This is a genomic window from Geodermatophilaceae bacterium NBWT11 (assembly GCA_014218215.1).
GTDB lineage: Bacteria > Actinomycetota > Actinomycetes > Mycobacteriales > Geodermatophilaceae > Klenkia.
Genome location: CP043652.1, coordinates 96,632 through 123,095 on the forward strand (window position 1 = coordinate 96,632; position 26,464 = coordinate 123,095).

At 74.7% G+C, this 26,464-nt stretch carries 22 protein-coding genes and 3 pseudogenes; 10 read left to right on the top strand and 15 right to left on the bottom strand.

Annotation, left to right across the window (positions count from 1 at the left end):
* Positions 1 to 41 precede the first annotated feature (41 nt).
* Positions 42 to 635, bottom strand: a pseudogene (locus tag F1C76_00520) (SpoIIE family protein phosphatase).
* A 325-nt stretch (positions 636 to 960) separates the two neighbouring features.
* On the opposite strand from F1C76_00520, the gene F1C76_00525 reads away from it, so the two are divergent.
* Together F1C76_00525 and F1C76_00530 are read left to right on the top strand one after the other, a co-directional pair.
* The gene (locus F1C76_00525) at positions 961 to 1,455 is read left to right on the top strand and encodes an ATP-binding protein (GenBank protein QNG35293.1); all 495 of its coding nucleotides are present in this window, start codon (positions 961 to 963) and stop codon (positions 1,453 to 1,455) included.
* Between the two features lie 173 nt (positions 1,456 to 1,628).
* Positions 1,629 to 2,405, top strand: a pseudogene (locus tag F1C76_00530) (RNA polymerase sigma factor SigF).
* Positions 2,406 to 2,699: 294 nt separating this feature from the next.
* Here the strand turns inward: F1C76_00530 and F1C76_00535 are convergent.
* Together F1C76_00535 and F1C76_00540 are read right to left on the bottom strand one after the other, a co-directional pair.
* Positions 2,700 to 3,893, bottom strand: a pseudogene (locus tag F1C76_00535) (SPFH/Band 7/PHB domain protein).
* Positions 3,894 to 3,983: 90 nt separating this feature from the next.
* On the bottom strand, positions 3,984 to 4,412 hold the full coding sequence (locus F1C76_00540; GenBank protein ID QNG35294.1) for an NfeD family protein: 429 nt from the start codon (positions 4,410 to 4,412) through the stop codon (positions 3,984 to 3,986).
* 73 nt (positions 4,413 to 4,485) lie between these two features.
* On the opposite strand from F1C76_00540, the gene F1C76_00545 reads away from it, so the two are divergent.
* Positions 4,486 to 5,223 (top strand): hypothetical protein, encoded by a 738-nt coding sequence (locus F1C76_00545; protein ID QNG35295.1) that lies wholly within the window; start codon positions 4,486 to 4,488, stop codon positions 5,221 to 5,223.
* 3 nt (positions 5,224 to 5,226) lie between these two features.
* Here the strand turns inward: F1C76_00545 and F1C76_00550 are convergent, their stop codons facing one another.
* The 4 genes from F1C76_00550 to F1C76_00565 are packed head-to-tail and all read right to left on the bottom strand — an operon-like array spanning position 5,227 to position 8,636.
* Positions 5,227 to 6,360: a ferrochelatase gene (locus F1C76_00550; GenBank protein QNG35296.1), complete on the bottom strand. Its 1,134-nt coding sequence runs from the start codon at positions 6,358 to 6,360 to the stop codon at positions 5,227 to 5,229.
* Positions 6,360 to 7,136: an enoyl-ACP reductase FabI gene (fabI, locus tag F1C76_00555; protein QNG35297.1), complete on the bottom strand. Its 777-nt coding sequence runs from the start codon at positions 7,134 to 7,136 to the stop codon at positions 6,360 to 6,362. Before fabI ends, F1C76_00550 begins: the two co-directional genes overlap by 1 nt.
* The gene (locus F1C76_00560; GenBank protein QNG35298.1) at positions 7,136 to 7,840 is read right to left on the bottom strand and encodes an SDR family oxidoreductase; all 705 of its coding nucleotides are present in this window, start codon (positions 7,838 to 7,840) and stop codon (positions 7,136 to 7,138) included. The genes fabI and F1C76_00560 overlap by 1 nt, the downstream gene beginning before the upstream one ends.
* A gap of 43 nt (positions 7,841 to 7,883) precedes the next feature.
* Positions 7,884 to 8,636: a DinB family protein gene (locus F1C76_00565; protein QNG35299.1), complete on the bottom strand. Its 753-nt coding sequence runs from the start codon at positions 8,634 to 8,636 to the stop codon at positions 7,884 to 7,886.
* Positions 8,637 to 8,681: 45 nt separating this feature from the next.
* Between F1C76_00565 and F1C76_00570 the strand changes: the two genes are divergently transcribed.
* Both F1C76_00570 and F1C76_00575 read left to right on the top strand, forming a co-directional pair.
* On the top strand, positions 8,682 to 8,960 hold the full coding sequence (locus F1C76_00570) for a hypothetical protein (GenBank protein ID QNG35300.1): 279 nt from the start codon (positions 8,682 to 8,684) through the stop codon (positions 8,958 to 8,960).
* 125 nt (positions 8,961 to 9,085) lie between these two features.
* Positions 9,086 to 9,403 (top strand): antibiotic biosynthesis monooxygenase, encoded by a 318-nt coding sequence (locus tag F1C76_00575; protein ID QNG35301.1) that lies wholly within the window; start codon positions 9,086 to 9,088, stop codon positions 9,401 to 9,403.
* 4 nt (positions 9,404 to 9,407) lie between these two features.
* On the opposite strand, the gene F1C76_00580 is transcribed toward F1C76_00575, so the two are convergent.
* From F1C76_00580 to F1C76_00590, 3 genes are read right to left on the bottom strand one after another with little or no spacing between them, the layout of a single operon-like run.
* Positions 9,408 to 10,625, bottom strand: coding sequence for a 3-deoxy-7-phosphoheptulonate synthase (locus F1C76_00580; protein ID QNG35302.1), 1,218 nt, complete (start codon positions 10,623 to 10,625; stop codon positions 9,408 to 9,410).
* A 27-nt stretch (positions 10,626 to 10,652) separates the two neighbouring features.
* A complete protein-coding gene (locus F1C76_00585; protein QNG35303.1) occupies positions 10,653 to 13,436 on the bottom strand; it encodes an FAD-binding oxidoreductase in 2,784 nt (927 codons plus the stop codon).
* Positions 13,433 to 14,428 (bottom strand): inositol 2-dehydrogenase, encoded by a 996-nt coding sequence (locus F1C76_00590; protein ID QNG38901.1) that lies wholly within the window; start codon positions 14,426 to 14,428, stop codon positions 13,433 to 13,435. The genes F1C76_00585 and F1C76_00590 overlap by 4 nt, the downstream gene beginning before the upstream one ends.
* Here F1C76_00590 and F1C76_00595 point away from each other — a divergent pair.
* The 4 genes from F1C76_00595 to F1C76_00610 all read left to right on the top strand — a co-directional run bounded on the left by F1C76_00595 (position 14,412) and on the right by F1C76_00610 (position 19,538).
* Entirely contained in the window at positions 14,412 to 15,701 is a 1,290-nt protein-coding gene (locus F1C76_00595; GenBank protein QNG35304.1) for a Gfo/Idh/MocA family oxidoreductase, read from the top strand. The genes F1C76_00590 and F1C76_00595 overlap by 17 nt on opposite strands.
* 67 nt (positions 15,702 to 15,768) lie before the next feature.
* The gene (locus F1C76_00600) at positions 15,769 to 16,362 is read left to right on the top strand and encodes a helix-turn-helix transcriptional regulator (protein ID QNG35305.1); all 594 of its coding nucleotides are present in this window, start codon (positions 15,769 to 15,771) and stop codon (positions 16,360 to 16,362) included.
* Between the two features lie 4 nt (positions 16,363 to 16,366).
* Positions 16,367 to 18,565: an MMPL family transporter gene (locus F1C76_00605; GenBank protein ID QNG35306.1), complete on the top strand. Its 2,199-nt coding sequence runs from the start codon at positions 16,367 to 16,369 to the stop codon at positions 18,563 to 18,565.
* A gap of 82 nt (positions 18,566 to 18,647) precedes the next feature.
* Positions 18,648 to 19,538: a 3-keto-5-aminohexanoate cleavage protein gene (locus tag F1C76_00610; protein QNG38902.1), complete on the top strand. Its 891-nt coding sequence runs from the start codon at positions 18,648 to 18,650 to the stop codon at positions 19,536 to 19,538.
* Here the strand turns inward: F1C76_00610 and F1C76_00615 are convergent.
* The 3 genes from F1C76_00615 to F1C76_00625 form a co-directional block, all read right to left on the bottom strand.
* Positions 19,535 to 20,269, bottom strand: coding sequence for a VWA domain-containing protein (locus F1C76_00615; GenBank protein QNG38903.1), 735 nt, complete (start codon positions 20,267 to 20,269; stop codon positions 19,535 to 19,537). The two genes, F1C76_00610 and F1C76_00615, sit on opposite strands and share 4 nt — an antisense overlap.
* A gap of 206 nt (positions 20,270 to 20,475) precedes the next feature.
* Positions 20,476 to 21,429, bottom strand: coding sequence for a MoxR family ATPase (locus F1C76_00620; GenBank protein QNG35307.1), 954 nt, complete (start codon positions 21,427 to 21,429; stop codon positions 20,476 to 20,478).
* A complete protein-coding gene (locus F1C76_00625) occupies positions 21,426 to 22,547 on the bottom strand; it encodes an NDMA-dependent alcohol dehydrogenase (GenBank protein ID QNG35308.1) in 1,122 nt (373 codons plus the stop codon). Before F1C76_00625 ends, F1C76_00620 begins: the two co-directional genes overlap by 4 nt.
* Before the next feature lie 207 nt (positions 22,548 to 22,754).
* Between F1C76_00625 and F1C76_00630 the strand changes: the two genes are divergently transcribed.
* On the top strand, positions 22,755 to 23,051 hold the full coding sequence (locus F1C76_00630; protein ID QNG35309.1) for a hypothetical protein: 297 nt from the start codon (positions 22,755 to 22,757) through the stop codon (positions 23,049 to 23,051).
* A 111-nt stretch (positions 23,052 to 23,162) separates the two neighbouring features.
* Here the strand turns inward: F1C76_00630 and ppsA are convergent, their stop codons facing one another.
* Together ppsA and F1C76_00640 are read right to left on the bottom strand one after the other, a co-directional pair.
* Positions 23,163 to 25,586: a phosphoenolpyruvate synthase gene (gene ppsA, locus F1C76_00635; protein ID QNG35310.1), complete on the bottom strand. Its 2,424-nt coding sequence runs from the start codon at positions 25,584 to 25,586 to the stop codon at positions 23,163 to 23,165.
* On the bottom strand, positions 25,583 to 26,446 hold the full coding sequence (locus tag F1C76_00640; GenBank protein ID QNG35311.1) for a kinase/pyrophosphorylase: 864 nt from the start codon (positions 26,444 to 26,446) through the stop codon (positions 25,583 to 25,585). Before F1C76_00640 ends, ppsA begins: the two co-directional genes overlap by 4 nt.
* Between the last annotated feature and the right edge of the window lie 18 nt (positions 26,447 to 26,464).

Sequence of the window (26,464 nt, forward strand, 5' to 3'; positions counted from 1 at the left end):
GCTGCCCAGCGGGGGCGGGCGCTGCCGGGCGCCCGGTGCGCGGACTCCCCCGCCGCCGCCAGCACGGGGGCCGGGGCGCCGGCGGCCGACCAGCGGACCTCACCGGTGGTGGTGTCCAGCAGGACGGTGCACAACGCCGAGCCGCGGACGTCGTCCATCCCCGCGGCCAACCGGTCCAGGGCCGCCAGCACGACGTCGGGCCGGGGGTCCCGGTGCACCTCGGCCAGCCAGGCCCCCCGCAGCCTGCTCATCGCCGCGGCCGCGCCGAGGCCGGCCCCGGTGCCGTCGCCCACGGCGAGGGCCAGCCGGCCCTCGCCCACCGCCACCGCGTCGTACCAGTCGCCCCCGGCGGCCCCCGCGCGCGACGCCGGCCGGTAGGCGCCGCTGACCCGGGCGCGGGCCAGCAGCGGGAGGGTGGCGGGCAACAGCACCTGCTGGGCCGCGGACTCCGCCGGCCCCGTCGTCGGGGCCGGTGCCGAGCCCTCGTCGACCACGACCAGCACGCCGGCCACCCGGCCGTCGTGCACGGTGTGCAGCGTCACCCGGCCCGGCGGGACGACCGGCGTCCCCCCGGCGAGTGCGGTGGCGACCAGCTCGGCCACCGGCCGGCCGTCGACCGTGGGCGGTGCGCCCAGCGCGGTGGCGGCGTGGTTGCTCCACGCGGGGGCCGGCCCGTCGGCGGTGAACCACCAGAGCGCCAGGCTCGCCGTGTCCAGCGCGGTCAGGAGCGGGGGCAACGGGGAGGTGTCGGCGCGGCCCGGGTCGCTGCTCACCGGCGCCATCCCACCCCAGCGACACCCACCCGGCAACCGCAGCGCAGCACCACCCTCCCGGGGTGGGCCGACCCGGCAGGACCGACCGGGCGGGGCGGCCGGGCACGGAGGGGCCGGGTGCGGGAGGATGTGGGACGGCCGCCCAGCAGGACGCGGCCGGCAACTCGACGCGAGGAGAACAGAGCGCATGGTCGACAGCACGGGCACCGCCCCCGCGGGTGAGCGGCGCACCGAACGCCTGGAGCTCCGGGTGCCGACCTCCCGGACCCAGCTCCCCGCCGTCCGCGCCATGACCGGCGACCTGGCCATGCGGATGGACTTCGACCTCGACGCCGTCGAGGACCTGCGGCTCGCCGTGGACGAGGCCAGCGCCACCCTCGCTGCGATCGCCAGCCCCGGCGCACCCCTCGTGGTCGTGTTCGAGGTCGGCGCGGCCGGTCTGGGCATCCACGCCTGGGTGCCCACCGCCTCCGGCACCGACGTCCCCCGCGACGGGTTCGGCTGGGCCGTGCTGCACACCCTGGTCGACTCCGTCGACGCCGGTCCCAGCACGCAGGCCGACGTGCCCGGTGGCGACGGCGGCGAGGGTGCCGTGGCGCTGATCGCCCTGGAGAAGAACCTGCCCGCCCCGCTCCGCCGCCCCGTCGGGGGCGCCGACGCCGACCTCTCGGTCGCTCGGTGACCGGGACGACGACGACCGACACCTCGACCGAGACCGCCGTGGCCAGCCCCGAGGACGCCGTGACCGGACCGGACAGCGACATCCCCCGCCAGGCCGACTCCCCCGAGGCGGCCACCACCCCGGACGCCGTCGAGGAACCCCCGGCGCCCGCCGAGGCCACTCCTGCGACGCCGGCGCCGCCGATGTCGGACAACCGGCGTCGGGCCGAGCGCACCGCGCCGCTCTTCGTCGAGCTCGCCGGCCTCGAGGCCGGCGACCCGCGACGGGACCGGCTGCGGACCATCCTGGTCGAGGAACACCTGCCCCTGGTCCGGCACTTCGCCCGTCGGTTCTCCAACCGGGGCGAGCCCTTCGACGACCTGCTGCAGGTCGGCACCCTGGGGCTTATCGCCGCGATCGACCGGTTCGACCCCACCCGCGGGGTGGAGTTCCTCTCCTTCGCCGTCCCCACCATCACCGGGGAGATCAAGCGGCACTTCCGCGACCAGGGCTGGTCGGTGCGGGTGCCGCGCCGGTTGCAGGAGCTGCACCTGGCGCTCAACGCCGCGGTCGGTGAGCTGGCCCAGAAGAACGGCCGGGCGCCGAACCCCTCCGAGCTCGCCGAGCACCTGGGCATCCCGCGCGCCGAGGTGCTCGAGGGCCTGGCGGTGGCCAACGCCTACCGCAGCAGCTCCCTGGACGAGCGGCTGTCCGGGGAGGAGGACTCCCCCACCCTGGCCGCCACCCTGGGCCAGGAGGACGCCGCGCTGGAGGGCGTGGAGTACCGGGAGTCGCTGCAGCCGCTGCTGGCCACCATCCCGGCCCGTGAGCGCCGCATCCTCATCCTGCGGTTCTTCGGCAACATGACGCAGTCGCAGATCGCCGCCGACATCGGCATCTCCCAGATGCACGTGTCCCGGCTGCTGTCCCAGACGCTGGCCAAGCTCCGCGAGGGCATGCTCAAGGATTGAGGACCCCCGTGCCCCCCGGTCCACGCTCCGCGCGGACCGGGACCCTGCACGGGGGCCGAGAGCCCCGGTTCCCCTCGTGGGGAGCCGGGGCTCTGTCGTCGCTGCTACTGCTGGCCGTAGCCCTGCGGCGGGCCCTGCTGCCAGTTCGGCGGGGGGCCCCTGCTGCTGCCGGCTGCGGTTGTCCTGCTCGGGGTAGGGCTGGCCGTACTCCGCGGCCGGGCCGCCCTGGCCGTAGGGCGGCGGCGGCGCGGGCCGGTCGTCGTCCTCGGGCCGGTTGCGGGGGTCCGCGGCGGCGCCGGACTCCTGGACGTCGGCCTTGAGCTCCGACAGCGAGGGCGCCTGCGGCACCTCGGGGTGCGGCACGGAGGGCTCGGAGTCCGCCAGGGTGCTCATCTCCACCTTCGCCTCGGGCTGGTCGGCCGCCCGCGGCACGCGCGACTCGAACCAGTCGGTGGTGTCGAGCTGCGCGCGTGGTTGCGCCGGCGCGGCGTCCTCGGCCGGGGCGTCGACGTCGAGCCAGGAGCGCTTGTTCTGCCCCTCGGGGGTGTTCCCGCGGCCGGCACCGCCGAGGTTGGCCAGCCCCTCCAGCGCCTGGGAGAACTCGCTGGGGACGATCCACATCTTGTTGGCGTCGCCCTTGGCGATCTGCGGGAGCGTCTGCAGGTACTGGTAGGCCAGCAGGCCCTGGTCGGGCTTCCCGTCGTGGATGGCCTGGAATACCGTCTCGATCGACTTGGCCTGACCCTGCGCCTGCAGGAACAACGCAGCACGCTCACCCTCGGCGCGCAGGATCCGGGACTGCCGCTCGGCCTCGGCCTCGAGGATCGCCGCCGTCTTGTGCCCCTCGGCCGCCAGGATCTGGCTGGCCTTCTGGCCCTCGGCGGTCATGACCGCCGACTGCCGCTGACCCTCGGCGGTCAGGATCGTGGCGCGCTTGTCGCGGTCGGCGCGCATCTGCTTCTCCATCGAGTCCTGGATGGACAGCGGCGGGTCGATCGCCTTGATCTCCACCCGGGCCACGCGCAGGCCCCACGGGCCGGTGGTGCCGTCGAGCACCGAGCGCAGCTGGGAGTTGATGCCGTCGCGGCCGGTGAGCGCGCCCTCGAGGTTCAGCCCACCGACGACGTTGCGCAGCGTCGTCGTGGTCAGCTGCTCCATGCCGGTGATGTAGTTGGCGATGCCGTACACGGCCAGCCGCGGGTCGGTGACCTGGAAGTACACGACGGTGTCGATGCCCACCTGCAGGTTGTCTGCGGTGATCACCGGCTGCGGCGGGAAGCTGATGACCTGCTCGCGCAGGTCGATGGTCGCCCGGATGCGGTCCACGAAGGGGACCAGCAGGGCGAGGCCGGGTGAGAGGGTGCGGCTGTAGCGGCCGAGGCGTTCGACCACCTTGGCCTGGGCCTGCGGGACGATCGTGACGCTCTTGGCGAGCACGACCACCACCAGCACGGCGATCACGAGCAGGACGATCAATGCAGCTGACACGGGCTGGGTGCTCCTGACGTCGAGGGACGATCACCCACGATCCTGCCCGCTCGCGTTCCGCCGGGCCACACTGCCCAGGTCAGCGGCCCCTCAGGCGCGGGAGACGTAGGCGATCGGGCCCTCGATCTGCACGATCCGCACGACCGCTCCGACCTCATAGCTCTCGCCGTCGAGCTGGGTGCGGGCCGACCACTCGTCGTGGCCCATCTTGACCTGCCCGGACTCGCCGTCCACCCGCTCGCTGACCTCCGCCGTGCGGCCCACGTAGACCTCGACGCCGTCGACCTGCTCGGCGGTGCGGGAGGTGAGGTGGCGCTTGGCCACCGGCCGGACGACGACCAGCAGCGCCAGGGACACCACGACGAACCCGGCGACCTGCAACGCCACGTTGTCAGTGGCCAGCGCGACGCCCATGCCACCGAGCGCGCCACCGGCCAGCATGATCAGCACGAGGTCGAGGCTGGCCATCTCACCGGCGGTGAGCAGCCCGGCCGCGATGAGCCAGAGCAACCAGGACATGGCCCGAGTCTGGCACGGACCGGCCGGTGGACGGTGGCGCGAGCGGACCCGCCGCGTCGTAACCTGGTTCCCCGTGCACGACTTCCCCGCCGGCCGGCTCGCCGTCTGGTCCACCGCCTGGCTGACCGGACGCACCTCCTACGACGAGGCCCTCGAGGCCGTCACCGGGGAGCAGTCCCACCGCGTCGTCGGGCTGCCCGACACCACCGGCGCCGTCCCGCTCGGCTGGGCCCTGACCGCGCTGCGCGGGCTCGGCGAGACCCGGTTGCGGCTCGTCCTCCCGGTGCCCGGTGACCTGCGCGGGATGCCGGCGGTGCCCGCGCTGACCGCGGCGGCTCTGGAGTCCGGGCAGGCCGCCGTCGGCACCCGGGTGGCGTTCGTGCCCGAGCCGGTCGCCACCGACGTGCTGAGCTGGACGGCGGTGGACCTCTCCGCCGCTCCCCCACCCGCCCCGCCGGTGGAGGGCACGCTGCGCGCGGTGTCCGGCGCCCTGGACCTGGCGGTCGGGGACTCCGCGCGCACGCTGGCCGGGCTCGACCTGGCCCGGTGGAACCCCGAAGTGCCCGCACTGCTGGCCGGGCTGGCCCGGACCACGCACGCCCCCGGCCTGCCCGACGACCACGACCAGCTGGCCGCCTCGGTGCTCGGCCGCGCGCAGCGGCTGGCCCGGGTGCTCGACCTGGCGCTGGCCGACGCCCCGGGCGCCGCGGTGAACCACGCGCAGGCCGCCCGCCGCGACGCCGCCCTCCGCCCCCTGGGACAGGCGGTGCGGGAGGCGACGGCCGCGGCCTACAACTGGGTGCCGCGCTAGGACTCAGCTGGACGGGCGCCTCGCCGGGCGCGCGACGTAGCAGCAGGACGCCGGGCAGTTGGTGCCCAGCCGGGGCTGCCCCCCGGCCTGCCGCTCGGTGACCAGCTGGCGCACCATCCCGACGTAGCCGGGGTGGGTGCCCGCGGTCCCGGCCCGGGCGAAGCCCAGCCCCAGCCGCTCGGCGGTCTCCTTCGCCTCGTTGTCCAGGTCCCAGATCACCTCGATGTGGTCGGAGACAAAGCCGACCGGGAACAGCACGACCGCCGTCGTCCCGTCGGCGGCGAGGGCCTCGAGGTGGTCGTTGACGTCGGGCTCCAGCCACGGCACCGACGGCGGGCCGCTGCGGGACTGCCAGACCAGGTCGAACTCCCGGCCCGGGACGACGGCGTCGACGACCAGGCGGGCCGAGGCCAGCAGCTCGCGCTGGTACTGCCCACCCTCGGGACCGGCGACCGCAGCCATCACGTCGGGGATGGAGTGCGCGGTCGCGACCAGTCGGGCGGTGTCACGGACGTCGGCGGGCAGGGACTCCAGCGCCGCCCGCAGCGCGTCGGCATTGGCCTGCACGAAGCCGGGGTGGTCGCCGTAGTGCGGCATCTTCTCCGCCGTGGGGGCGGCGTTGCGGTGCAGCGCGCGGGCCCGGGCGACGTCCTCGTGGTACTGCCGGCAGCCCGAGGCGCTGGCGAACGCCGAGGTCGGGAACACGTAGACGTGCTCGATGCCGTCGGCGGCCATCTGCGCCCAGGCGTCCTCGACGTAGGGGCCCCAGTTGCGGTTGCCCCAGTAGACCGGCAGCTCGATCCCGTTCGCGGCGAAGTCGGCCTCGATGGCCGCGATCAGCGCGCGGTTCTGCTCGTTGATCGGGCTGACCCCGCCGAAGTGCAGGTAGTGCTCCTGGACGTCGAGCAGGCGCTCGGGCGGGATGCCGCGGCCGCGGGTGACGTTCTCCAGGAACGGCATCACGTCGTCAGGACCCTCGGGACCACCGAAGGACAGCAGGAGCACCGCCTCCTTGCGGCCGGCCGGGGCGGGCGCGGACGACGGCTCGGCGCCGCCGTTGTTGCGGACGGCGAGCGAGGGGTCCTCGTCCGGGGACTGCCCGGGCGGGGTGATCGCGACGTCGAGGGCCTGGGGCATCAGACCCCGACCGCGTGGAAGCCACCGTCGACGTGCACGATCTCGCCGGTGGTCGCGGGGAACCAGTCGCTGAGCAGCGCCACGACGGACTTGCCGGCGGGCTCGGTGTCGGTGACCGACCAGCCCAGCGGCGCACGGCCCTCCCAGGCCTCCTCGAACTGCTTGCTGCCCGGGATCGACTTCATCGCCATGGTGCGCAGCGGCCCGGCGGCGACCAGGTTGACCCGGACGCCCTCGGGGCCCAGCTCACGGGCCAGGTAGCGGGAGGTGGACTCCAGAGCGGCCTTGGCCGCCCCCATCCAGCCGTAGACCGGCCACGCGACGGTGGCGTCGAAGGTCAGCCCGACCACCGAGGCGGTGTCGCCGAAGAGCGGGCGGCAGGCCTGGGTGAGCGAGGCCAGCGACCAGGTGGAGACCTGGAAGGCGGTGGCGGCGTGCTCCCACGCGACCTCGGTGAACCCGTCGCCCATGGCCTCCTGCGGCGCGAAGCCGATGGAGTGCACGACGCCGTCGAGCTGCGCGCCCTCGGGCAGCACGGCCTTCAGCCGGTCGGCCAGCGTGGCCAGGTGCTCGGTGTCGGTGACGTCCAGCTCGACCACGGCCGCCTCCTGCGGCAGCCGCTTGGCGATCCGCTGGCAGAGCGACAGCGCCCGGCCGAAGTTCGACAGGACGACGGTGGCGCCCTGCTCCTGGGCGATCCGCGCGACCGAGAAGGCGATCGACGCCTCGGTCAGCACGCCCGCCACGAGGATCGTCTTGCCCTCGAGAATGCCCATCAGTGCCCCATCCCCAGTCCTCCGTCCACCGGGACGACCGCCCCGGTGATGTAACCCGCCTGCTCGCTGGCCAGGAACCGCACCACGTGGGCGATCTCCTCGGCCTCGGCGTAGCGCCCCAGCGGGACCTGCCCCAGGATCTCCTGCTGCCGCTTCTCCGGCAGCTCCGCGGTCATGTCGGTGCGCACGAAGCCGGGCGCCACGACGTTCGCGGTGATGTTGCGGCCGCCCAGCTCGCGGCTGATCGACCGGGCCAGCCCGACCAGGCCGGACTTGCTGGCCGCGTAGTTGACCTGACCCGCCGAGCCGGTGAGCCCGACGACCGAGGACACGAACACCATCCGCCCGGTGCGGGCGCGGACCATCTTCGCCGCGGCCCGCTTGGCGACCCGGTAGGCCGCGGTCAGGTTGGCGTCGATGACGTCGGTGAAGGCGTCCTCTCCCATCCGCATGAGCAGCCCGTCGCGGGTGATCCCGGCATTGCTGACCAGCACCTCGACCGGGCCTTGGTGCTCCTCGACGGCGGTGAACGCGGCGTCGACGTCCGCGCTGGAGGTGACGTCGCACTGCACCCCGAACAGCCCCTCCGGAGCACCGCTGCCGCGGTGCGTGACCGCCACCGAGTCGCCCTGTTCGGCGAACGAGCGGGCGATCGCCAACCCGATCCCCCGGTTGCCACCGGTCACCAGCACCGACCTGCCCACGCCACCACTCCCACTGCTCAGCCCGTGTCCTACCGGGGTGAACCTAGTCGGGGGTGGCCGCCGGAGCCCCTCCGGGACCGGGCAGCCGGGCGAGGTCACGCACCGCGTACCGCCGGTGCTCGACGTGCTCGGCCGCCAACACCCGGAAGCAGGCCTGGACGGTGTGCGACTCCGTCCCCCACTCCGGGATCGGGGCGACGGTGCGGACGTCGTCCAGCCGGTCGTCGGTGAGCTCGGCCAGGGCGGCCCGGACGTCGGCGAGCCGACCGGCGTGCACCGCGACGACCTCCGCCCAGGACGGGGTGGCCGCAGGGTCCAGCCCGAGGTCCCGGACCGTCCGCGGTGAGGTGTCCCCCGTCGGCAGGCCCAGCGGGTGGACCGGTCGCGGCTCGTCGGCGAGCACGCGACCCAGCCACACGTCGACGGCGAAGACCAGGTGCCGGACGGTGTCGGTCAGCGACCACTCACCGTCCACCCGGGCGGTGCGGACAGCGTCCGGGAGCGCCTCGGCCGACGCCAGCGTCCCGGACCAGAGCCGCTCGACGGTCGTCCACATCGCCCGGTGGTCGTCCGCGGTCCGCACCGCCCGCAGCTGGCGCCGCTCGGGGTGCCGCGCGTCGAGGGTGTCGCGGACGAAGCCGCCGACCTCCACGTCGTCCACCACCACCGAGCCGAGGTCGCCGGCGAAGGAGTCCACCCGCAGCCCGTCGACCACGCAGCCGATGAGCCGGGCGCCGCGCAGGTCGGCCTCGACCACCACCGCGCCGCGCAGGTCCGTGCCCCGGGGGATGTCCACCGCCCCACCCTGGCCGACGGGCGGGGTGCGCACCAGACTGGGCCGATGAACGACGTCCGCGGCGTGGTCCGGCTCCTCAACACCTCAGACGGGGGCGTGCTGTGCCTGGCCGGCGTGGTGTCGGCCGAGGTCGTGGCGGACTTCCACGGCCGGCACGGCCGCGAACCGGTCCCGGTGGCGGCGATCGACGCCGGCTCGGTCACCGCCCTCTCGGCGGAGGGCCTGGACCTGGTGCTCGACCACCTGGACGCGGCGTCCCTGCGCGGCCGTGACCTCCCCGTCCGCCGCTCCCAGGTCGTCGCCCGCAGCCTCCGCCAGGACTGACGCCCACCCCGACGACAAACGCCTCTGTCGTCAGGACCGGTGACGACGAGGGCGCTCGTCCTCAGGTCGTGCGGCGGCCGGGCAGGGGCGTTGACCGGGACGCGGTGGTCTGCTCGGGTCGGCCCATGACACCGAACGCCGTCGCCGTGCTGATCTCCCACCGCACCCGACCCGGGGAGCGGGATGCCGTGCGGGCGATCTGGGAGGAGCGGATGGCCCCCGCTGTCGCGGACAACCCCGGTCACCTCGCCTACGTCTACTGCCTGGACGACGGCGACCCCGACCGCATCACCGCGTTCCAGGTCTACGCCGACGCCGAGGCCGCCGCCGGGTTCCTGCGCACCGAGGTGTACCTCGCCTACGAGCGCGACGTCGCCCCGCTGCTGCTGGGCCCTCCCGAAGTGCGCCGGCTCACCCCCACCTGGTCCGCGTTCCCCGGCTGAGCGCTCAGCCGGCGCGGCGGGCGCGGGAGGCGGCGGCGAGGTCGGCCAGGAGGGCCTCGGTGGTCGGCAGGTCGACGCAGGCGTCGGTGACCGACTGGCCGTAGACCAGGCCGGCGGGGGCGGTGCGGTCGAGGTCCTGGCGGCCGGCGACCAGGTTGCTCTCGATCATGACGCCGCGGATCGCGGTCTCCCCGCCGGCGACCTGCCCGGCCAGGTCGCGGACGACGTCGGCCTGGCGGCGGTGGTCCTTCTGGCTGTTGCCGTGCGAGGCGTCCACCACGAGCACCTCGGGCAGGCCGCGGGCGGCGAGCCGACGCCGGGTGTCCGCGACGTGGGTGGCTGAGTAGTTCGGGCCGTCCTTGTCGCCGCGCAGGATCACGTGCCCCGTGTCGTTGCCGGTGGTGGACAGCTGGGCGCTGACCCCGTGCCGGTCGACGCCGAGGAACTCGTGCGCGGCGCGGGCCGAGATCACCGCGGAGACGGCGACGTCGATGCTGCCCTCGGGCGAGTTCTTGAACCCGACCACGGAGGAGAACCCGGAGACGCGTTCGCGGGCGGTCTGGTCGGTGACGTTGCGGGCGCCCACGCCGGCGTAGGTGACCAGCCCGTCGACGTACTGCGGGGTCAGGGCGTTGAGCGGCTCGGCGGCGACCGGGACGCCGAGAGCGGTGATCTCGGCCATGAGCATCCGGGTGGCGACCAGGCCGACGCTGATCCGGCTGGAGCCGTCCAGGAACGGGTCGTAGGCGAAGCCCTTCCAGTCGACCTCCGTGCGCGGCTTCTCGGTGTAGGTGCGCATCAGGATCTCGAGGTCGCCACCGTGGCGCTCGCGCATCGCCACCAGGAACGCGGCGTACTCCAGCGCGGCGACCGGGTCGTGGATCGAGCAGGGCCCGGCGATGACAACGAGCCGGTCGTCCTCGCCCCGGACGACGGCGGCAGTGGCCTGTCGTCCGGCCCGGGTGGTGGCCGCCGAGGCCGCGGTCAGCGGGACGACGGCTGCGACCGCCGCCGGGGTGACGACGACGCTCGCGCCGGTGATCCGGGCGTCGACGAGGTCGCCGGGGTCGACCGCGGTGCCGTCGTCGACGCCCATGGCGGCCTGGACGGCGGGGAGCAGCTCGGCGTGGGCGGCGTCGATCTGCGCGTTCACCCGCGTCTGGACCTCCAGCAGGGCGTCGGCGATGCGGGTCGCCGTCGGCAGGAGCTGGTCAGCGTGGATGGGGTGCCTCCTGGAACGGGGTGTCGGTCAGCGCACAGCATCCCGTGCCCCGGTCGCGGGCAGCCGGGCGGCCAGCAGCTCGGCGAGGTGCTCGCCGCGGACGCCGCCGACCTGGTCGAGCTGGGTGCGGCAGCTGAAGCCGTCGGCCAGGAAGGTCGCACCCGGGGCGGCGGCGCGGACGGCGGGCAGCAGCGCGGTCTCGGCGACGGCGACGGACACCGCGTGGTGCCCGGCCTCGGCGCCGAAGTTGCCGGCCTGGCCGCAGCAGCCCCCCACCGCCGTGACGTCGGCCCCGGCGGCGGCGAGCAGTGCCCGGTCGGCCTCCCAGCCCAGGACGGCGTGCTGGTGGCAGTGCGGCTGGGCGACCCCGTGCACCCCGGTCAGGTCCGGCGGCGACCACCCGGGCCGGGTGGCCAGCAGCTCGGCCAGGGTGTGCGTGGCGGCGGCGACCCGGGCCGCGGCCTCGCCGGGCACCAGCTCCTCGGCGTCCCCGTGCAGGACCGCGGTGCACGAGGGCTCCAGCCCGACCACCGGCAGCCCGACGTCGAGGGCGGCCACGGTGCGGGCGAGCTGACTGCGGGCGGTGTCGAGCTGGCCGGTGGAGATCCAGGTCAGCCCGCAGCAGACCGGCTCGGTGACCCGGACGGCGAACCCGGCGTCCTCCAGCACGGCCACGGCGGCCTGCCCGACCGCGGGGGTGAAGTGGTCGGTGAAGGTGTCCACGAACAGCACGACCGGGTCGCCGCCCGTGCGCACCGGGCGGTCGGCGAACCAGGCGCGGAAGGTCTGCTCGGCGAACCGTGGCAGCGGCCGGGCGGGGTCGATGCCGCCGGCGGCCCGGGCCAGCGCGGCGACGGCCGTCGTCCCCAGCAGGGCGTTGACCAGCCGGGGCGCGCGGGCGACGAGCCGCGCGGTGACCGGCAGCCAGCCCAGCGACCAGTGCGACCGCGGCCGCCACCAGCGGCGGTACCGGGCGTGCAGCGCCTCGGACTTGTAGGTCGCCATGTCCACACCGGCCGGGCAGTCCGAGGCGCAGCCCTTGCAGGACAGGCAGAGGTCCAGCGACTCGAGCACCTCGGGGGCGGCGAGCCCGCCGACCAGGGTGCCGTTGGCGGCCTCCTGCAGCACCCGGGCGCGGCCGCGGGTGGAGTCCTTCTCGTCCCGGGTGGCCAGGAACGACGGGCACATCACGCCGCCGGTGGCCGTCGCGTCGGCCCGGCACTTGCCGACGCCCACGCACCGGTGCGCGGCCACCGACAGGTCGCCGCCGTCGTGCGGCAGGGTGAACACCCGCGACGGCAGCGCCCGGGCCGCGGGCACCCGGAGGGTGGCGTCCAGCGGTTCGGGGTCGGTGATCACCCCGGGGTTGAGCAGCCCGGTCGGGTCGAAGGCGTGCTTGACCGCAGCGAAGGCGGCGATCAGCTCGGGTGCGTACATCCGGGGCAGCAGCTCGCTGCGGGCCCGGCCGTCGCCGTGCTCGCCGGACACCGAGCCGCCGTACCCGGCGACCACGTCGGCCGCCGCGGTGACGAACTCCCGGTACACCCGGGGCCGGTCAGCGAACGGGAAGTCGATCCGGGCGTGCACGCAGCCGTCCCCGAAGTGCCCGTAGACCAGCGCGTCGAGCCCGTGGGCGTCCAGCAGGCCGCGGAAGTCCCGCAGGTAGGCGCCCAGGTGCTCGGGCGGGACGGCGGCGTCCTCCCAGCCGGGCCAGGCCGGGGCGCCGGCGGGGGTGCGCCCGCCCAGGCCTGCGCCGTCCTCCCGGATCCGCCACAGCCGGAGCGCGTCCGCGCCGGTCACGACGAGGGAGTCCAGCGCCCCGGCGTCGGCGGCGAGCCGGCGCGCGGCGTCCGCGGCGTCGGCAGGCGAGGTGCCCCCGACCTCGACGAACAGCCAGCCGTCCCCCCGCGGCAGGTCCGGGACGGCGTCCTGGCCCTTGCGGCCGCGGACGACCTCGACCAGCCGGGCGTCCAGGCCCTCGACCGCGCGCGGGGCGTGCGGCAGCAGGCCGGGGACGGCGTCCGCGGCCGCCGGCATGTCGGGGAAGCCCAGCACGACCAGGGCGGTGGCCGCCGGCACCCGCGCGAGGGAGACGGTCGCCCCCAGCAGGACGGCCAGGGTGCCCTCGCTGCCGGCCAGGAACCGGCCCACGTGCCGGCCCCGCTCGGGCAGCAGGTGCTCCAGCGAGTAGCCCGACACCTGCCGGTGGAAGCGCCCGGACCCGGTGCGGATCGCGGCCAGCGCCCCGTCGACCACCGGCCAGAGGTCGACCGGGCCGGCCGAGCCCGGTCCGGCGGTGAACCGGTCACCCGCGGCGGTGACGACGTCCAGGGCGACCACGGTGTCCGCGGCCCGCCCGGCGCTCATCGCGTGCGCCCCGCAGGCGTTGTTGCCGATCGTGCCGCCGAAGGTGGCCCGGGAGTGGGTCGAGGGGTCCGGCCCGTAGGCCAGCCCGTGCGGGGCACCGGCGCGGGTCACGTCGTCGAGCACCACGCCGGGCTGCACGGTTGCCGTGGCGGCCTCGGGGTCCAGGGCGAGGATGCGGGTCAGGTGCCGGGAGGTGTCCAGCACCAGGCCGGGGCCGATGGCGTTGCCGGCGATCGAGGTGCCCCCGCCGCGCATCGTCAGCGGCGCGCCCAGCTCGCGGCAGACCGCCAGCGCGGCGAGCACCTCGTCGGTGTGCCGGGGGTACGCGACCGCGGTGGGGACGACGCGGTGGTTGGAGGCGTCCGAGCTGTACTCGGCCCGCCGGCGCGTCCCGTCCTCCACCTCGGTCAGCCCCGCGGCCCGCAGGGCCTCGACGAGGCTCATGCCGGCAGCGCCGGGACCTCGACCCGACGACCGGTGGCCAGCGCCTGGAGTCCGGCCGCGCAGACCACCGCGGCGGCCAGTCCGTCCCGCGCACCGGGTCCGGCCACCCCGCGTCCGGCGGCGACGGCGTCCAGCCAGGCCCGCAGCTGCAGGTCGTACGCCGCAGCGAACCGGGTCCGGTAGTCCGCCGGCACCGCGGTCCCCCGGTGCCCGGGGGTCTGCCGGACCGGGCCGGTGGGCAGCCCGACCAGCACGCTGCCGTCCTCGGCGACCAGCTCGGTGCGCACCTCGTAGCCGACCCCGGTGCGCACGAAGCACTCGACGTCGACCAGCCGGCCGCCGCTGGTCTCCAGCAGCACCAGGAGCGGGTCGGACTCCCCCGCCGGGGCGTGCCGGGTGGCCCGCGGCCGGTGCACGGTGACCGCGGTGACCTCCTCGCCCAGCAGCCAGCGGACGGTGTCCACCTCGTGCACGACCGAGCCGGTGATCATCAGGTCGGTCGTGGCCCGCGGCGGGCTGCTCGCGTTGCGGTGCACGCAGTGCAGCAGCAGCGGCTCCCCCAGCTCCCGGTCGGCGATCGTCGTCCGCAGCGCGCGGAAGTCGGGGTCGAAGCGGCGCATGAACCCGACCTGCACCAGCGACCGGCCGGTGCGGGCGGCCACCGCGGCGTCGGCGGCGGCCACCTCCGCGGCGGCCTCGACCGTGTCGGCCAGCGGCTTCTCGCAGAGCACCGGCCGGTCGGCGGCCAGGCAGGCCAGCGCGTACCCGGCGTGGGTGTCGTCGGGGCCGGCCACGACGACGGCGTCGACGTCCTCGGCGGTGATCGCGGCGTACGGGTCGGCCTCGACCCGGCAGCCCGGGAGGGTGGCGGCCAGCGCCGCCGCACCCGACCCGCCGGCGACGACGGTGACCCGGGCCCCGGCGACGTGCCCGGCGAGCCGGGCCGCGTGGTGGGCCCCCATCACGCCGGCGCCGATGACGGCCACCCGCACCGGGCCCGGGAGCGGACGGGGGTCGGTCGTGGTCGGCACAGCAGCACGCTACGACCCCGCGCCCGGTGACGTGCCAGGCTCACACCCCGTGACCAGCGCCCCCCAGGAGCCCGCCCGCCCGCACACGATCGGGGTCGCCGTCGTCGGCGCCGGCTGGATGGGCCACCTGCACGCCCGGGCCCACCTCCGGCTGGCCCACCACTGGCCCGAGCTGCCGGTGCGCCCGCGGCTGGTCGTCGTGGCCGACCCGGTGGCCACTGCCCGGGAGGACGCCGTGGCCCGGTACGGGTTCGCCCGCTCCACCGCCGACTGGCGCGACGTGCTCACCGACCCCGAGGTCGACGTGGTGAGCGTGACCGCGCCCAACGCACTGCACCGGGAGATCGGCGTGGCGGTCGCCGAGGCGGGCAAGCACCTGTGGATCGAGAAGCCGGTCGGGCTGACCGTGGCCGACGCCCGGGCGGTGGCCGACGCCGTCGCCGCGGCCGGGGTCTGCGCCACGGTGGGGTTCAACTACCGGCAGGTGCCGGCGGTCGCGCGGGCCCGGCAGCTGATCGCCGACGGCGCGCTCGGCGCCGTCCGGCACACCCGGGTGCGGCTGCTCACCGACTACGCCGCCTCCCCCGCCGGCTCGCTGACCTGGCGGTTCCAGACCGCGCAGGGCGGCACCGGGGTGCTCGGCGACCTCGCGGTGCACGGGGTCGACCTGGTCCGCTTCCTGCTCGGGGAGGTCGGCGAGGTGGTCGCGGACACCGAGCGGTTCATCCGGCAGCGCCCGCTGGCCGCCGAGGGCGCCAGCCAGTTCGACACCGTGGTGGGCGGCCCGACCGGCGAGGTGGAGAACGACGACCACGTCTCCTTCCTGGCCCGCACCGTCGCCGGGTCGATGGTGTTCCTGGAGGCCAGCCGGGTCGCGGTCGGCAAGCAGAACGACTACGGGTTCGAGGTGCACGGCGACCGCGGGTTCCTGGCCTGGGACTTCCGCCGTCCCGCCGAGCTGGTGGTCTGCGCCGGCGAGGGGCACACCGACCGGTTCGCCACCACGACCACCTCGGTGCCCGGGGACGGCGTCTTCGCCCGCTTCCAGCCCGGCGCCGGGAACGGGCTGGGCTTCGACGACACCAAGGTCGCCGAGTGCGCGGCGTTCCTGACCGGTGTGCTGGCCGGGCGCAGCGGGGGCGCCACCCCGGCCGACGCGGTCGCCGCCGCCGAGGTCCTCGCCGCCGTCGGCACCTCCGTGGCCACCCGTGCGTGGAGCCCCGTCCGGGGGTGAGCAAGCCCACCGACCAGATCGGTCGGTGAGCCGACCAGATCGGTCGGCAGCGGTTACCGTCGTCCCCGTGACACGACCGTTCCGCCACCAGATCGACGCGGGCATCCTCGACCGCGCCGCGGCGATCTTCGCCCGCCGGGGGTTCGCCAAGACCTCCGTCCAGGACGTCGCGGACGCCGTGGGGCTGTCCAAGGCCGGCCTGCTGCACCACTTCCCCAGCAAGGAGCAGCTGCACGACGCCGTCCTCGCGCAGTCCGACGCACTCGGCGGGCGGCTGCTGGACGCCGTCGAGGGCCTGCCGCCCGGGCCCGACCGGGACCGGCGCGCCGTCGAGGTCGTGGTGGACATCGCCCTGGCCCACCCCGGCGTCGTCTCCCTCCTGCTCACCCCGATCACCGCCGACCCCGGCCAGCACGACCCCACCGACGCCGCCGCGGCCGCGATGCGTGCCTTCGGGGTCGACCCCGAGGCCGTCGCCGACACCGACCCGGAGCGGGTCGTCCGGGTGATCGGCGCGCTCGCCGGCCTGGCCGTCCTCGCCCTGGCCGCGGTCCAGGAGGACCTCACCACCGCATGGCGCCCGCTCATGGTCGCCACCGCGCTCGACACCCTCGGACACCGCTCCACCCGCACCCCCGCCCACCCCTCGATGGAGGCCTGACCCCATGGCTGCCCTGCTGTCCCGCCTCGGCGCGTTCTCCTACCGCCGCCGACTCCCCGTGGTCCTGACCTGGGTGCTGGTGCTGCTGCTCAGCGGCGTCGGCGCGGTCACCCTGGCCGGCACCACCACCAACTCCTTCTCCATCCCGGGTCAGGAGTCCACCCGGGCACTGGAGCGGATCGGCGAGGAGTTCGGCGGCACCGGTGACGGGGCCACCGCCCGCGTCGTCCTGCAGGCCCCGGACGGGCAGACGCTGACCACCCCGGAGAACGCCGCCGTGGTCACCGCGCTCGTCGCCGACCTGGCCGAGCAGCCCGGCGTGGTGTCGGCCAGCAACCCGCTGGACCCGGCCCAGCCCACGGTCAACGCCGAGCAGACCACCGCGTACAGCACGGTCACCTACGACGTCGGCCCCGGTGAGGTCACCGTCGAGGAGCAGGACGCCCTCGCCGCCGCCCTGGACACCGCCCGCGACGCCGGCCTGACCGCCGAGGTCGGCGGGGACGCCGCACAGCCCCCGTTCCACATCGGGGGCATCGCCGAGGTGCTCGGCGTCGTCGTCGCCCTCGTCGTCCTCGCCGTCACCTACGGCTCGCTGGTCACCGCGGGGATGAACCTGCTGACCGCCATCGTCGGGGTCGGCGTCGGCGTCCTGGGCATCACCATCGTCACCGGCTTCGTCGAGCTGTCCTCGACCACCACGATCCTGGCGGCGATGCTGGGCCTGGCGGTCGGGATCGACTACGCGCTGTTCATCGTCAGCCGGTACCGGCAGGAACTCGCCCGGGGCTCGAGCGTGGGGGATGCGATCGCCACCGCGGTCGGCACGGCCGGGTCCGCCGTGGTCACCGCCGGGCTCACCGTCGTCATCGCGCTGACCGGGCTGTCGATCGTCGGCATCCCGTTCCTGACCCAGATGGGCCTGGCCGCCGCGGCCACCATCCTGGTCGCGGTGCTGGTCGCGCTGACCCTGGTGCCCGCCGTCCTGGGTCTGCTCGGCCGCCGGGTGCTGCCGCGCAAGCACCGGGGCGCCGCCGAGGGTGCCGAGCTGGTGCCCGCCCGGGAGGGTCGCGCGCTGGCCGGCTGGATCGGCACCGTCACCAAGCACCGGGTGCTCTCGCTGCTGACCGCGGTCCTCGCCCTGGGCGTCGTCTCGATCCCGTTCTTCTCGATGCAGACCACGCTGGTGCAGACCCCGGCCGAGGGCACCTCCCAGGCCCGCGCCGACGCCCTGCTGTCCGACGGCTTCGGCGAGGGCCTGCTCGGCCCGATCACGGTGTTCTTCGACGGCGCCGGTGCCGCCGAGCAGGCCACCGCGCTGGCCCCGGCCATCACCGGGCTCACCGACGTCGCCACCGTCACCCCGGCGATCCCGAACGCCGACGACACCGCGGCGCTGCTCACCGTCATCCCGCAGTCCGGGCCCACCTCGGAGGCCACCGAGACCCTGGTGGCCGACCTGCGCGGGCTGCTCGCCGACACCGACGGGGTGGACGCCGCCGTCACCGGTGCCACCGCGGTGAGCGTGGACGTCGCCCAGAGCCTGGACGCCGCCCTGCCGGTCTACCTGGTGCTCGTCGTCGGGCTGGCCCTGGTGCTGCTGATCCTGGTGTTCCGCTCGATCCTGGTGCCGCTGATCGGCGTGCTGGGCTTCCTGCTCACCATCGGCGCCTCGCTCGGGGCCACCGTCGCGGTCTTCCAGTGGGGCTGGCTGTCCGGCCTGGTCAACCTGGACTCCACCGGTCCGCTGATCAGCCTGACCCCGATCCTGGTGATCGGGATCCTCTTCGGGCTGGCGATGGACTACCAGATCTTCCTGGTGTCGCGGATGCACGAGGCGCACACCCAGGGCGCCAAGGCCGTCGACGCGGTGCGGCTGGGCTTCACCCGCGCCGCCCCGGTGGTGGTCGCCGCCGCGCTGATCATGTTCTCGGTGTTCGCCGGGTTCGTGCCGGCCGGTGACGCGACGATCAAGTCGATCGCGTTCGCGCTGGCCGCCGGCATCCTCTTCGACGCCTTCGTCGTCCGGATGGTGCTGGTGCCCGCCGCGCTCGCCCTGCTGGGCGAGCGGGCCTGGTGGCTGCCGCGCTGGCTGGGCTGGCTGCCGCACCTGGACGTCGAGGGCAGCGCGCTGGAGACCTCGCGGCCGGCGGCCGCCGAGCACGGTCGGCACGAGGCGCCGGAGCCTGCCGGCCGGGCCTGACCGACAGCACGGACAGCAGGGCCCGGTGGTCGACCCGACCGCCGGGCCCTCCTGCTGCCAGGATCGGCCCGTGCCTGCACCGGTGGTCCTGGAAGTCGCGGTCAACGGCTCGACGCCGCCGTCGGTCAACCCGCACGTGCCCCGCACACCGCTCGAGGTCGGCCGGGACCTGCTGGCCTGCATCGAGCTCGGGGCGACGATCGGGCACCACCACACCGACGACACCATGTTCACCGAGACCGGGGTGCACGCCGTCGAGCCCTACGTCCAGGCCTGGACACCGGTGCTCGCAGCCCACCCCGACGTGCTGCTCTACCCCACGATGGCCGCCGGGGCCCGGGGCATCGCGGTCGAGGACCGATGGGGACACGTCGAGGAGCTCGCCCGTCGGCGGCTGGGCGGCATGACGCTGGTCGACCCGGGCTCGGTGGACCTCGGGCTGCTGTCGGACGGGACGTGCCCACCCGCGGCGGCCGCCGGGCCCTACCAGAACAGCACCGCCGACACCGAGCACATGTGCGCCCGGACGGCGGCGCTCGGGGCCGCCCCCAGCATCTCGGTCTTCGAGCCCGGCTTCCTGCGCACCGCGCTCACCCTGCAGCGGCACGGCCGACTGCCCGCCGGGGCGATCGTCAAGCTGTACTTCGGCGGCGAGCTGGAGTTCGGGCTGCCGCCCACGCCCACCGCACTGGAGGCCTACCTCGAGCTGCTGGAGCCCAGCGGGCTCCCGTGGTCGGTGGCCGTGCTCGGTGGGGACGTCGTCGCCTGCGGGCTGGCCGAGCACGCGGTGCGCCGGGGCGGCCACCTGCGGGTCGGGCTGGAGGACTTCGCCGGCCCCGGGACGCCGCCCAACGTCGAACTGGTGCGCGGCGCGGTCGAGCTGCTCGCCGACCTCGGCACCCGGCCCACCACCATCGCCGAGACGCGGGCGGTGCTGGGCCTGGCCCCGCACGCCCGGCCGCCGCGGGACTAGCGGGTCAGCAGCTCGCTGAGCGCCGCCGGCGCGTCGGCCGGACCCTGCATCGGCGCCCAGCGGGCGCCTACCCGGGCAGCCAGCTCGGCGGCCTGGTCGCAGTCGTCGGCCGGGGCCAGCACCACCAGCTCGTCCAGCCGGGCCGCCGCGGGCACCGGGTCGACGTCGTCGCTGGCCCGGCAGTCCGAGAGCAGCACGGTCACCCGCCGGGCCGCCCGCGACCGGCCCAGCTGCTCCCCCGCCGCGCTCAGCGCCGCCGACAAGGCCGTGACGCCGTCCCCGCGCAGCCGGAGCACCCGGTCGACTACGTCGGTGGGCGGGCTCGCCGAGCCGATGGTGCGCAGCTCGGTGACCCCGCGGGCGAAGGACAGCACCGCCCAGTCCCCCGGCGCGCGCCAGGCGCAGGCCGCAGCGGTGAGCGCAGCCGCGGCCAGCCGGGCGCCGCCCATCGAGCCCGAGGCGTCCACCAGCAGGCACACGGCGAGCTCCGGACGGGCCCAGGCGCGGGCGGTCAGCTCGTCCAGCGCCGGCGCCCGGCCCAGTGCCCGGGCGTCGGCGATCGCCGGCATCGAGGCGTCCAGGTCCAGGTCGCCCCCACGGTCGGCGGGCACCGCGCGCAGCTTGCCGATCCCCCGGTCGCGGGGCGGGCCCTGGCGGGCCCGGTCGAGCACGATCCGGCCGGCCAGCCGCCGGGCGGCCGCGCGCAGCGACTCGTCGGTGGCCCCGGCCATCTCGGCCAGCAGCGCCAGGGCGTCGTCGGGGTCGGCGGCCAGCGCGTCGTCGAAGGCGTCGGCGTCGAGCACCCCGACCTCCGGGGAGATCTCCGCGAACGAGGACCGCCGCGCCAGCTCGCTGCGCGGCGTCGTCCGGTCACCGGGCCGCGAGCGTGGCCGGGCCGGCCGGTCGGCGCCGGGTGCGGGGCCCGCCGGTGGCGGGCTCACGCTCCCCCCGGCGCACCACCGCCCTCGTCGTCGCTCGTGTCGTCGTCGGTGTCGGGAGTGGGCTCGGCGCCGAACTGGGCCTCGTACAGCTCCCGGACGACGGCCTCCGGCGAGCGGGTGCACGACTCGGTGAGCCGGATGCGGCCCGAGAGGGCGACCAGGGCGGCGTCCAGCCCGACGTGCCAGTCGGTCGTCGGCACACCGCGGCGGCCCGCCAGGGACACCGCCAACCGGGTGAGGTCGATGGCCCCACGCACCGAGGAGCCGACCCGGACGTCGGCGTGCTCGCGGGTGCCGCGCACCAGCGCGACCACCCGCGTGCGCCACTCCTCGTCCAGCGCCGGTGCCTTGAGGTCGACGATCGCGGCCTCGTCGTCGGCACCCTGGTAGCCCATGGTGATCCGGCAGACCCGGTCGTAGACCGCCGAGGAGATCCGCGCGGTGCCCACCGCGTCGAAGGGGTTCATGGCCGCGACCAGCCGGAACTCCCGGGCGGCGGCGACCCGACCCAGGCGCGGCACGTGCAGCTCGCCCTCGCTCATCACCGTGATGAGCACGTTGAGGGTCTCCTCGGGGATCCGGTTGACCTCCTCGACGTAGAGCAGCGCGCCCAGCCGCAGCGCCTCGACCAGCGGGCCGTCGACGAAGGTCTCGGGGCCGTAGCCGTGCTCCAGCACCTGGGCGGGGTCGAAGTGCCCGATCAGCCGGGCCGGGGTGAGCTCGGCGTTGCCCTCGACGAAGACGAACGCGCTGTGCGCCTCCTCGGCGACCGCCCGCAGCAGGGTCGTCTTGCCGGTGCCGGGCGGGCCCTCGAGCACCACGTGCGCCCCGGAGTCCAGGGCGGCCACGAGCAGCTCGACCTCGCGGGCCCGGCCGACGACCGGGGTGACCGGATCACCCGGCCCGGACGCGGTGGCGTCCGGGCCGGGGAGCGTGGAGAGCTGGCTCACGAGTGGTCGTGCACCAGCACACCGCGGACGTTCTTGCCGTTGAGCAGGTCCTCGTAGCCCTCGTTGACCTGCTCCAGCGTGTACGTGCGGGTGATGATCTCGTCGAGCTTGATGTCCCCGCTCTGGTAGAGCCCCAGGATCTTCGGGATGTCCACCGTGGGGTTGCAGTCGCCGAACAGCGAGCCCTTCACCGTCTTCTTGAACAGCGTCATGATCGACCCCGGCAGGTTGACGTTCTGGGTCGACAGCTTGTTCAGCCCGGTCAGGACGACGGTGCCGCCCTTGCCGGTGGCGTCGAACGCGCCGGTGACGATCTCCTCGGTGACCAGGCCGGCGGTGACGATGGTCTTGTCCGCGCCGTTGCCGTTGGTCATCTGGCGGGCGAGCTCACCGGCCTCCTCCGACGTCGCGACGGCGTGGGTGGCGCCGAGCTCCATGGCCTTCTCCCGCTTGTTCTCCAGCGGGTCGATGGCGATGAGGTTCTTGGCCCCGGCGTAGCGGGCGCCCTGCACGGCGTTGATCCCGATGCCGCCGATGCCCGAGACGATGACGGTCTCCCCGGGCTGCACGTCGGCGGCGTTGACCGCCGAGCCCCAGCCGGTGGGCACACCGCAGCCGACCAGGACGGCCTTGTCCAGCGGCAGGTCGTTCTCCACCTTGACCACGCTGTTCTGGTGGATGGTGGCGTACTGGCTGAACGTGCCGAGCATGCACATCGCGCCGTAGTCCTTGACCGGACCGGGGCCGGTGAACGGGAAGCGCTCGCCGGGCAGGTAGCCCTCCAGGATCGTCGCGCCCATGTCGCAGATGGCCTGCTGGCCGGTGGCACACCAGCGACAGACCCCGCAGTTGGGGATGAAGGAGCAGACCACGTGGTCGCCGACGGCCACCCGGGTCACGCCGGGGCCGACCTCCTCGATGATCCCGGCGCCCTCGTGGCCCAGGACCATCGGCAGCCGCGCCTCGAGGTCGCCGTGGGAGATGTGCACGTCGGAGTGGCAGAGCCCCGCGTGGGTGTAGCGGATGAGCACCTCACCGGCCTGCGGGCCGTCCAGGTCCAGCTCGACGATCTCGATGGGCTTGCCGGTCTCGTAGACCACCGCGGCCTTGGTCTTCACAGGGGAGCTCCTTCGCGCGTCGTTGCACAGGGTCCGGCCGGGGCCGGCTCACCCACCCTCGTCGGGTGCGCATGTGGCCACCACCCCCGAAAGTGAGTAACGCCACTCAGCGGACCCCCGTGGTGCTGCGGTCCCCCGGCGTCCCGGCCGCGGGCACGGTGGACCCCAGCGGGCGCACAGGGCGCCCACCGGTGGACGGAGCGGACCATGAGCGGCAGCAACCCGATGAAGAACAAGAACACCTCGGCCTTCTTCGCCCAGGCCGCGCTGGCGTTCGGGATCAGCACGGTGGGCCTGATGGTCGGCATCCTCTACCTGCCCATCGACGCCTGGGCCCGGGCCTTCCTGGCGATGACCGGGCTGTTCGTCGTCACCTCGGCCTTCACCCTGGCCAAGGTGATCCGCGACGCCCAGGAGGGCTCCACGGTGATGTCCCGCCTCGACGAGGCCCGCCTGGAGCGCCTGCTGGCCGAGCACGACCCGTACCGCCAGCCCCAGCTCTAACCCGCCGTCCCCCTCGGCGTTGATCAGCTCAGACGACCAATGTGCGTCCTCCTCCACCGACCCCGGTGGAGGAGGACGCACGTGTGTCGTCGGAGCTGATCGAAGCCGGGGTCAGGCCTTGGCGGCGGCGGTCTTCGCCAGGTGCAGCCAGGTGTCGACGACGGTGTCGGGGTTCAGCGACATCGAGCCGATGCCCTGCTCGAGTAGCCAGTCGGCGAGGTCGGGGTGGTCGCTGGGGCCCTGGCCGCAGATGCCGACGTACTTGTCGCGGGCCAGGCAGGCCGCGATCGCCATCTCCAGCACCTTGAGCACCGCCGGGTTGCGCTCGTCGAAGCTGACGGCGACCAGGGAGGAGTCGCGGTCCAGGCCGAGCACCAGCTGGGTCATGTCGTTGGAGCCGATGGAGAACCCGTCGACGTGGTCGAGGAAGGCGTCGGCGAGCAGCGCGTTGGAGGGCAGCTCGCACATCATCACCACCGAGAGGTCGTTCTCCCCGCGGCGCAGCCCGTGCGAGGCCAGCAGCTCGATGACGCCCTCGATCTCGGCCACGGTCCGCACGAACGGGATCATGATCTTGACGTTGGTCAGGCCCATCTCGTCGCGCACGTACCGCAGGGCCTCGCACTCCATCGCGAAGCACTCGGCGAAGTCCGCCGACAGGTACCGCGAGGCGCCGCGGTAGCCCAGCATCGGGTTCTCCTCGCGCGGCTCGTAGGCCTCCCCGCCGAGCAGGTTGGCGTACTCGTTGCTCTTGAAGTCGCTCATCCGCACGATCACCGGCTCCGGGGCGAACGCCGCGGCGATCATCGAGACGCCCTCGGCGACCCGCTGGACGAAGAAGTCCCGGGCCGAGGGGTAGGCGACGATCTTCTCCTCGATCTCGGCCTTGAGCGGCGCGTCGAGGGTGTCCAGCTCCAGCAGGGCCCTGGGGTGGATGCCGATCTGCCGGTTGATGATGAACTCCAGCCGGGCCAGCCCCACCCCCGAGTGCGGCAGCCGGGAGAACGCGAACGCCTGCTCCGGCGTCCCCACGTTCATCATGATCTTGGTGGGGATGTCGGGCATCTCGTCGAGCTTGGTCTCGGTGACGTCGAAGTCGACCAGGCCCTCGTAGACCAGCCCGGTGTCGCCCTCGGCGCAGGAGACGGTGACCTCCTGGCCGTCGGACAGCGCCCGGGTGGCGTTGCCGGTGCCGACGACGGCGGGGATGCCCAGCTCGCGGGCGATGATCGCGGCGTGGCAGGTGCGGCCACCCCGGTTGGTGACGATCGCCGAGGCGCGCTTCATGATCGGCTCCCAGTCGGGGTCGGTCATGTCGGCCACCAGCACGTCGCCGGCGGTGAACCCGTCCATCTGCTCGATGTCGGACAGCACCCGTACGGCGCCGGCGCCGATCTTCTGACCGATCGCCCGGCCCTCCACGACCGCCGTCCCGCTGCCGGTCATCCGGTAGCGCTCGGTGGTGGACCCCGTGCGGGACTGCACCGTCTCCGGGCGGGCCTGCAGGATCAGGATCTCCCCGGTGACGCCGTCCTTGCCCCACTCGATGTCCATCGGGCGGCCGTAGTGCTCCTCGATCTTCACCGCCTGGCGGGCGAGGGTGAGCACCTCGTCGTCGGTGAGCGACAGCAGTCGCCGGTCGGCGGGGGCGACCTCGACGAACTCCGTCGTCCGGCCCACCTCGGCGTGCTCGGTGTAGACCATCTTGGTCGCCTTGTCCCCGACCCCGCGCTTGAGGATCGCCGGGCGGCCGGCGGCCAGCGCGGGCTTGTAGACGTAGAACTCGTCGGGGTTCACCGCGCCCTGCACGACGCCCTCGCCCAGCCCGTAGGCCGAGGTGACGAACACCGCGTCCCGGAAGCCGGACTCGGTGTCCATGGTGAACAACACGCCCGAGGCACCGACGTCCGAGCGGACCATCCGCTGCACGCCGGCCGACAGCGACACGTCGGCGTGGGCGAAGCCGTGGTGCACGCGGTAGGCGATGGCCCGGTCGTTGTAGAGGGAGGCGTAGACCTCCCGGACGGCCTGGAGCACGGCGTCGATGCCGCGCACGTTGAGGAAGGTCTCCTGCTGGCCGGCGAAGGAGGCGTCGGGCAGGTCCTCGGCGGTCGCGCTGGAGCGGACGGCGAAGGAGGCCTCGGCGTCGTCGCCGACGAGCTCCTCGTAGGCGGTGCGGATGTCGGCCTCCAGGGCCGGCGGGAACGGCTGGTCGACCACGGCCTGCCGGATCTGCTTGCCCGCCGCCGACAGCGCCCGGACGTCGTCGGTGTCCAGCTCGCGGAGCTGGGCGTTGATCCGGTCGGCCAGCCCGGTGTCGCCCAGGAAGCGCTGGTAGGCCGCGGCGGTGGTGGCGAAGCCGTCGGGCACGCTCACCCCGGCGTCGGCCAGGTTGCTGATCATCTCCCCCAGGGAGGCGTTCTTGCCGCCGACGACCTCGAGGTCGGCCAGGCCCAGGTCGGCGAACCAGCGCACGTTGTCGGCGTCGTCGGGCACGGCCGGGACGGTCTCGCCGGTGGTGGTGTCGGTGCTCATGGGCTGGTGGTCCTTCCACGACGGGGGGCGGTCCCGGCGCGACGTCGCTGCCGGGCGAGGGTCTGGATGACGACGGCGGCGATCTCCTCGACCGAGGCCGCGGAGGTGTCGACGGTGGGCAGGTGGTGGGTGTCGTACATGTCCACGGCGCGGCGGAGCTCCCAGCGGCACTGGTCCTCGCTGGCGTACGTCGAGTCCGGACGACGTTCCTGCCGGACCCGGGACAACCGGGAGACCGTGGTGGTCAGCCCGAAGCAGCGCTCGGCGAGGTCCTTGACCGGGCGGGGCAGGTCGGTGGTCTCCAGGTCCTCGTCGACCAGCGGGTAGTTGGCCACGAAGAGCCCGTGCTGCAGGGCCAGGTACATGGCGGTGGGGGTCTTGCCGCAGCGTGAGGGCGCCAGCAGCACGACGTCGGCCCGCTCCAGTCCGCGCGAGCCCAGCCCGTCGTCGTGCTCGATGGCGAACTCGATGGCCGCCATCCGGTCGTTGTAGCGCCGGACGTCGCCCACCCCGTGCAGCCGGCGGGCCTCGCGCAGCCCGCGGGAGCCCAGCTGCTCCTCGACCCGGGCCATGTGGATGCCGAAGAAGTCGATGATCGGGGCCGTGGTGCGCAGCAGCTCCTCGCGCACCTCGTCGACCGCGGCGGTGGTGAACACCAGCGGCTTCACCGGGCCCTCCATCGCGGCGTCGAGCTGGGCGACGACGTCGCGGGCCTGCTCGACGGTGGAGATGAACGGGATGAGGGTGCGCTCGAAGTGCACGTCGGGGAACTGGATGAGCAGCGCGTTGCCCATCGTCTCGGCGCTGATCCCGGTGCTGTCGGACAGGAAGAACACCGGTACCGGTTCGTCGTCGGTCATCAGGTGTTCCTCCGGTGG

Bases quoted from the DNA above. Each gene is read 5' to 3' on its own strand.
- F1C76_00525 (QNG35293.1), top strand. From the start codon at position 961: ATGGTCGACAGCACGGGCACCGCCCCCGCGGGTGAGCGGCGCACCGAA.
- F1C76_00540 (QNG35294.1), bottom strand. From the start codon at position 4,412: ATGTCCTGGTTGCTCTGGCTCATCGCGGCCGGGCTGCTCACCGCCGGT.
- F1C76_00550 (QNG35296.1), bottom strand. From the start codon at position 6,360: ATGCCCCAGGCCCTCGACGTCGCGATCACCCCGCCCGGGCAGTCCCCG.
- fabI (QNG35297.1), bottom strand. From the start codon at position 7,136: ATGGGCATTCTCGAGGGCAAGACGATCCTCGTGGCGGGCGTGCTGACC.
- F1C76_00570 (QNG35300.1), top strand. From the start codon at position 8,682: ATGAACGACGTCCGCGGCGTGGTCCGGCTCCTCAACACCTCAGACGGG.
- F1C76_00575 (QNG35301.1), top strand. From the start codon at position 9,086: ATGACACCGAACGCCGTCGCCGTGCTGATCTCCCACCGCACCCGACCC.
- F1C76_00585 (QNG35303.1), bottom strand. From the start codon at position 13,436: ATGAGCCTCGTCGAGGCCCTGCGGGCCGCGGGGCTGACCGAGGTGGAG.
- F1C76_00595 (QNG35304.1), top strand. From the start codon at position 14,412: ATGACGGCCACCCGCACCGGGCCCGGGAGCGGACGGGGGTCGGTCGTG.
- F1C76_00605 (QNG35306.1), top strand. From the start codon at position 16,367: ATGGCTGCCCTGCTGTCCCGCCTCGGCGCGTTCTCCTACCGCCGCCGA.
- F1C76_00615 (QNG38903.1), bottom strand. From the start codon at position 20,269: ATGGCCGGGGCCACCGACGAGTCGCTGCGCGCGGCCGCCCGGCGGCTG.
- F1C76_00630 (QNG35309.1), top strand. From the start codon at position 22,755: ATGAGCGGCAGCAACCCGATGAAGAACAAGAACACCTCGGCCTTCTTC.
- ppsA (QNG35310.1), bottom strand. From the start codon at position 25,586: ATGAGCACCGACACCACCACCGGCGAGACCGTCCCGGCCGTGCCCGAC.
- F1C76_00640 (QNG35311.1), bottom strand. From the start codon at position 26,446: ATGACCGACGACGAACCGGTACCGGTGTTCTTCCTGTCCGACAGCACC.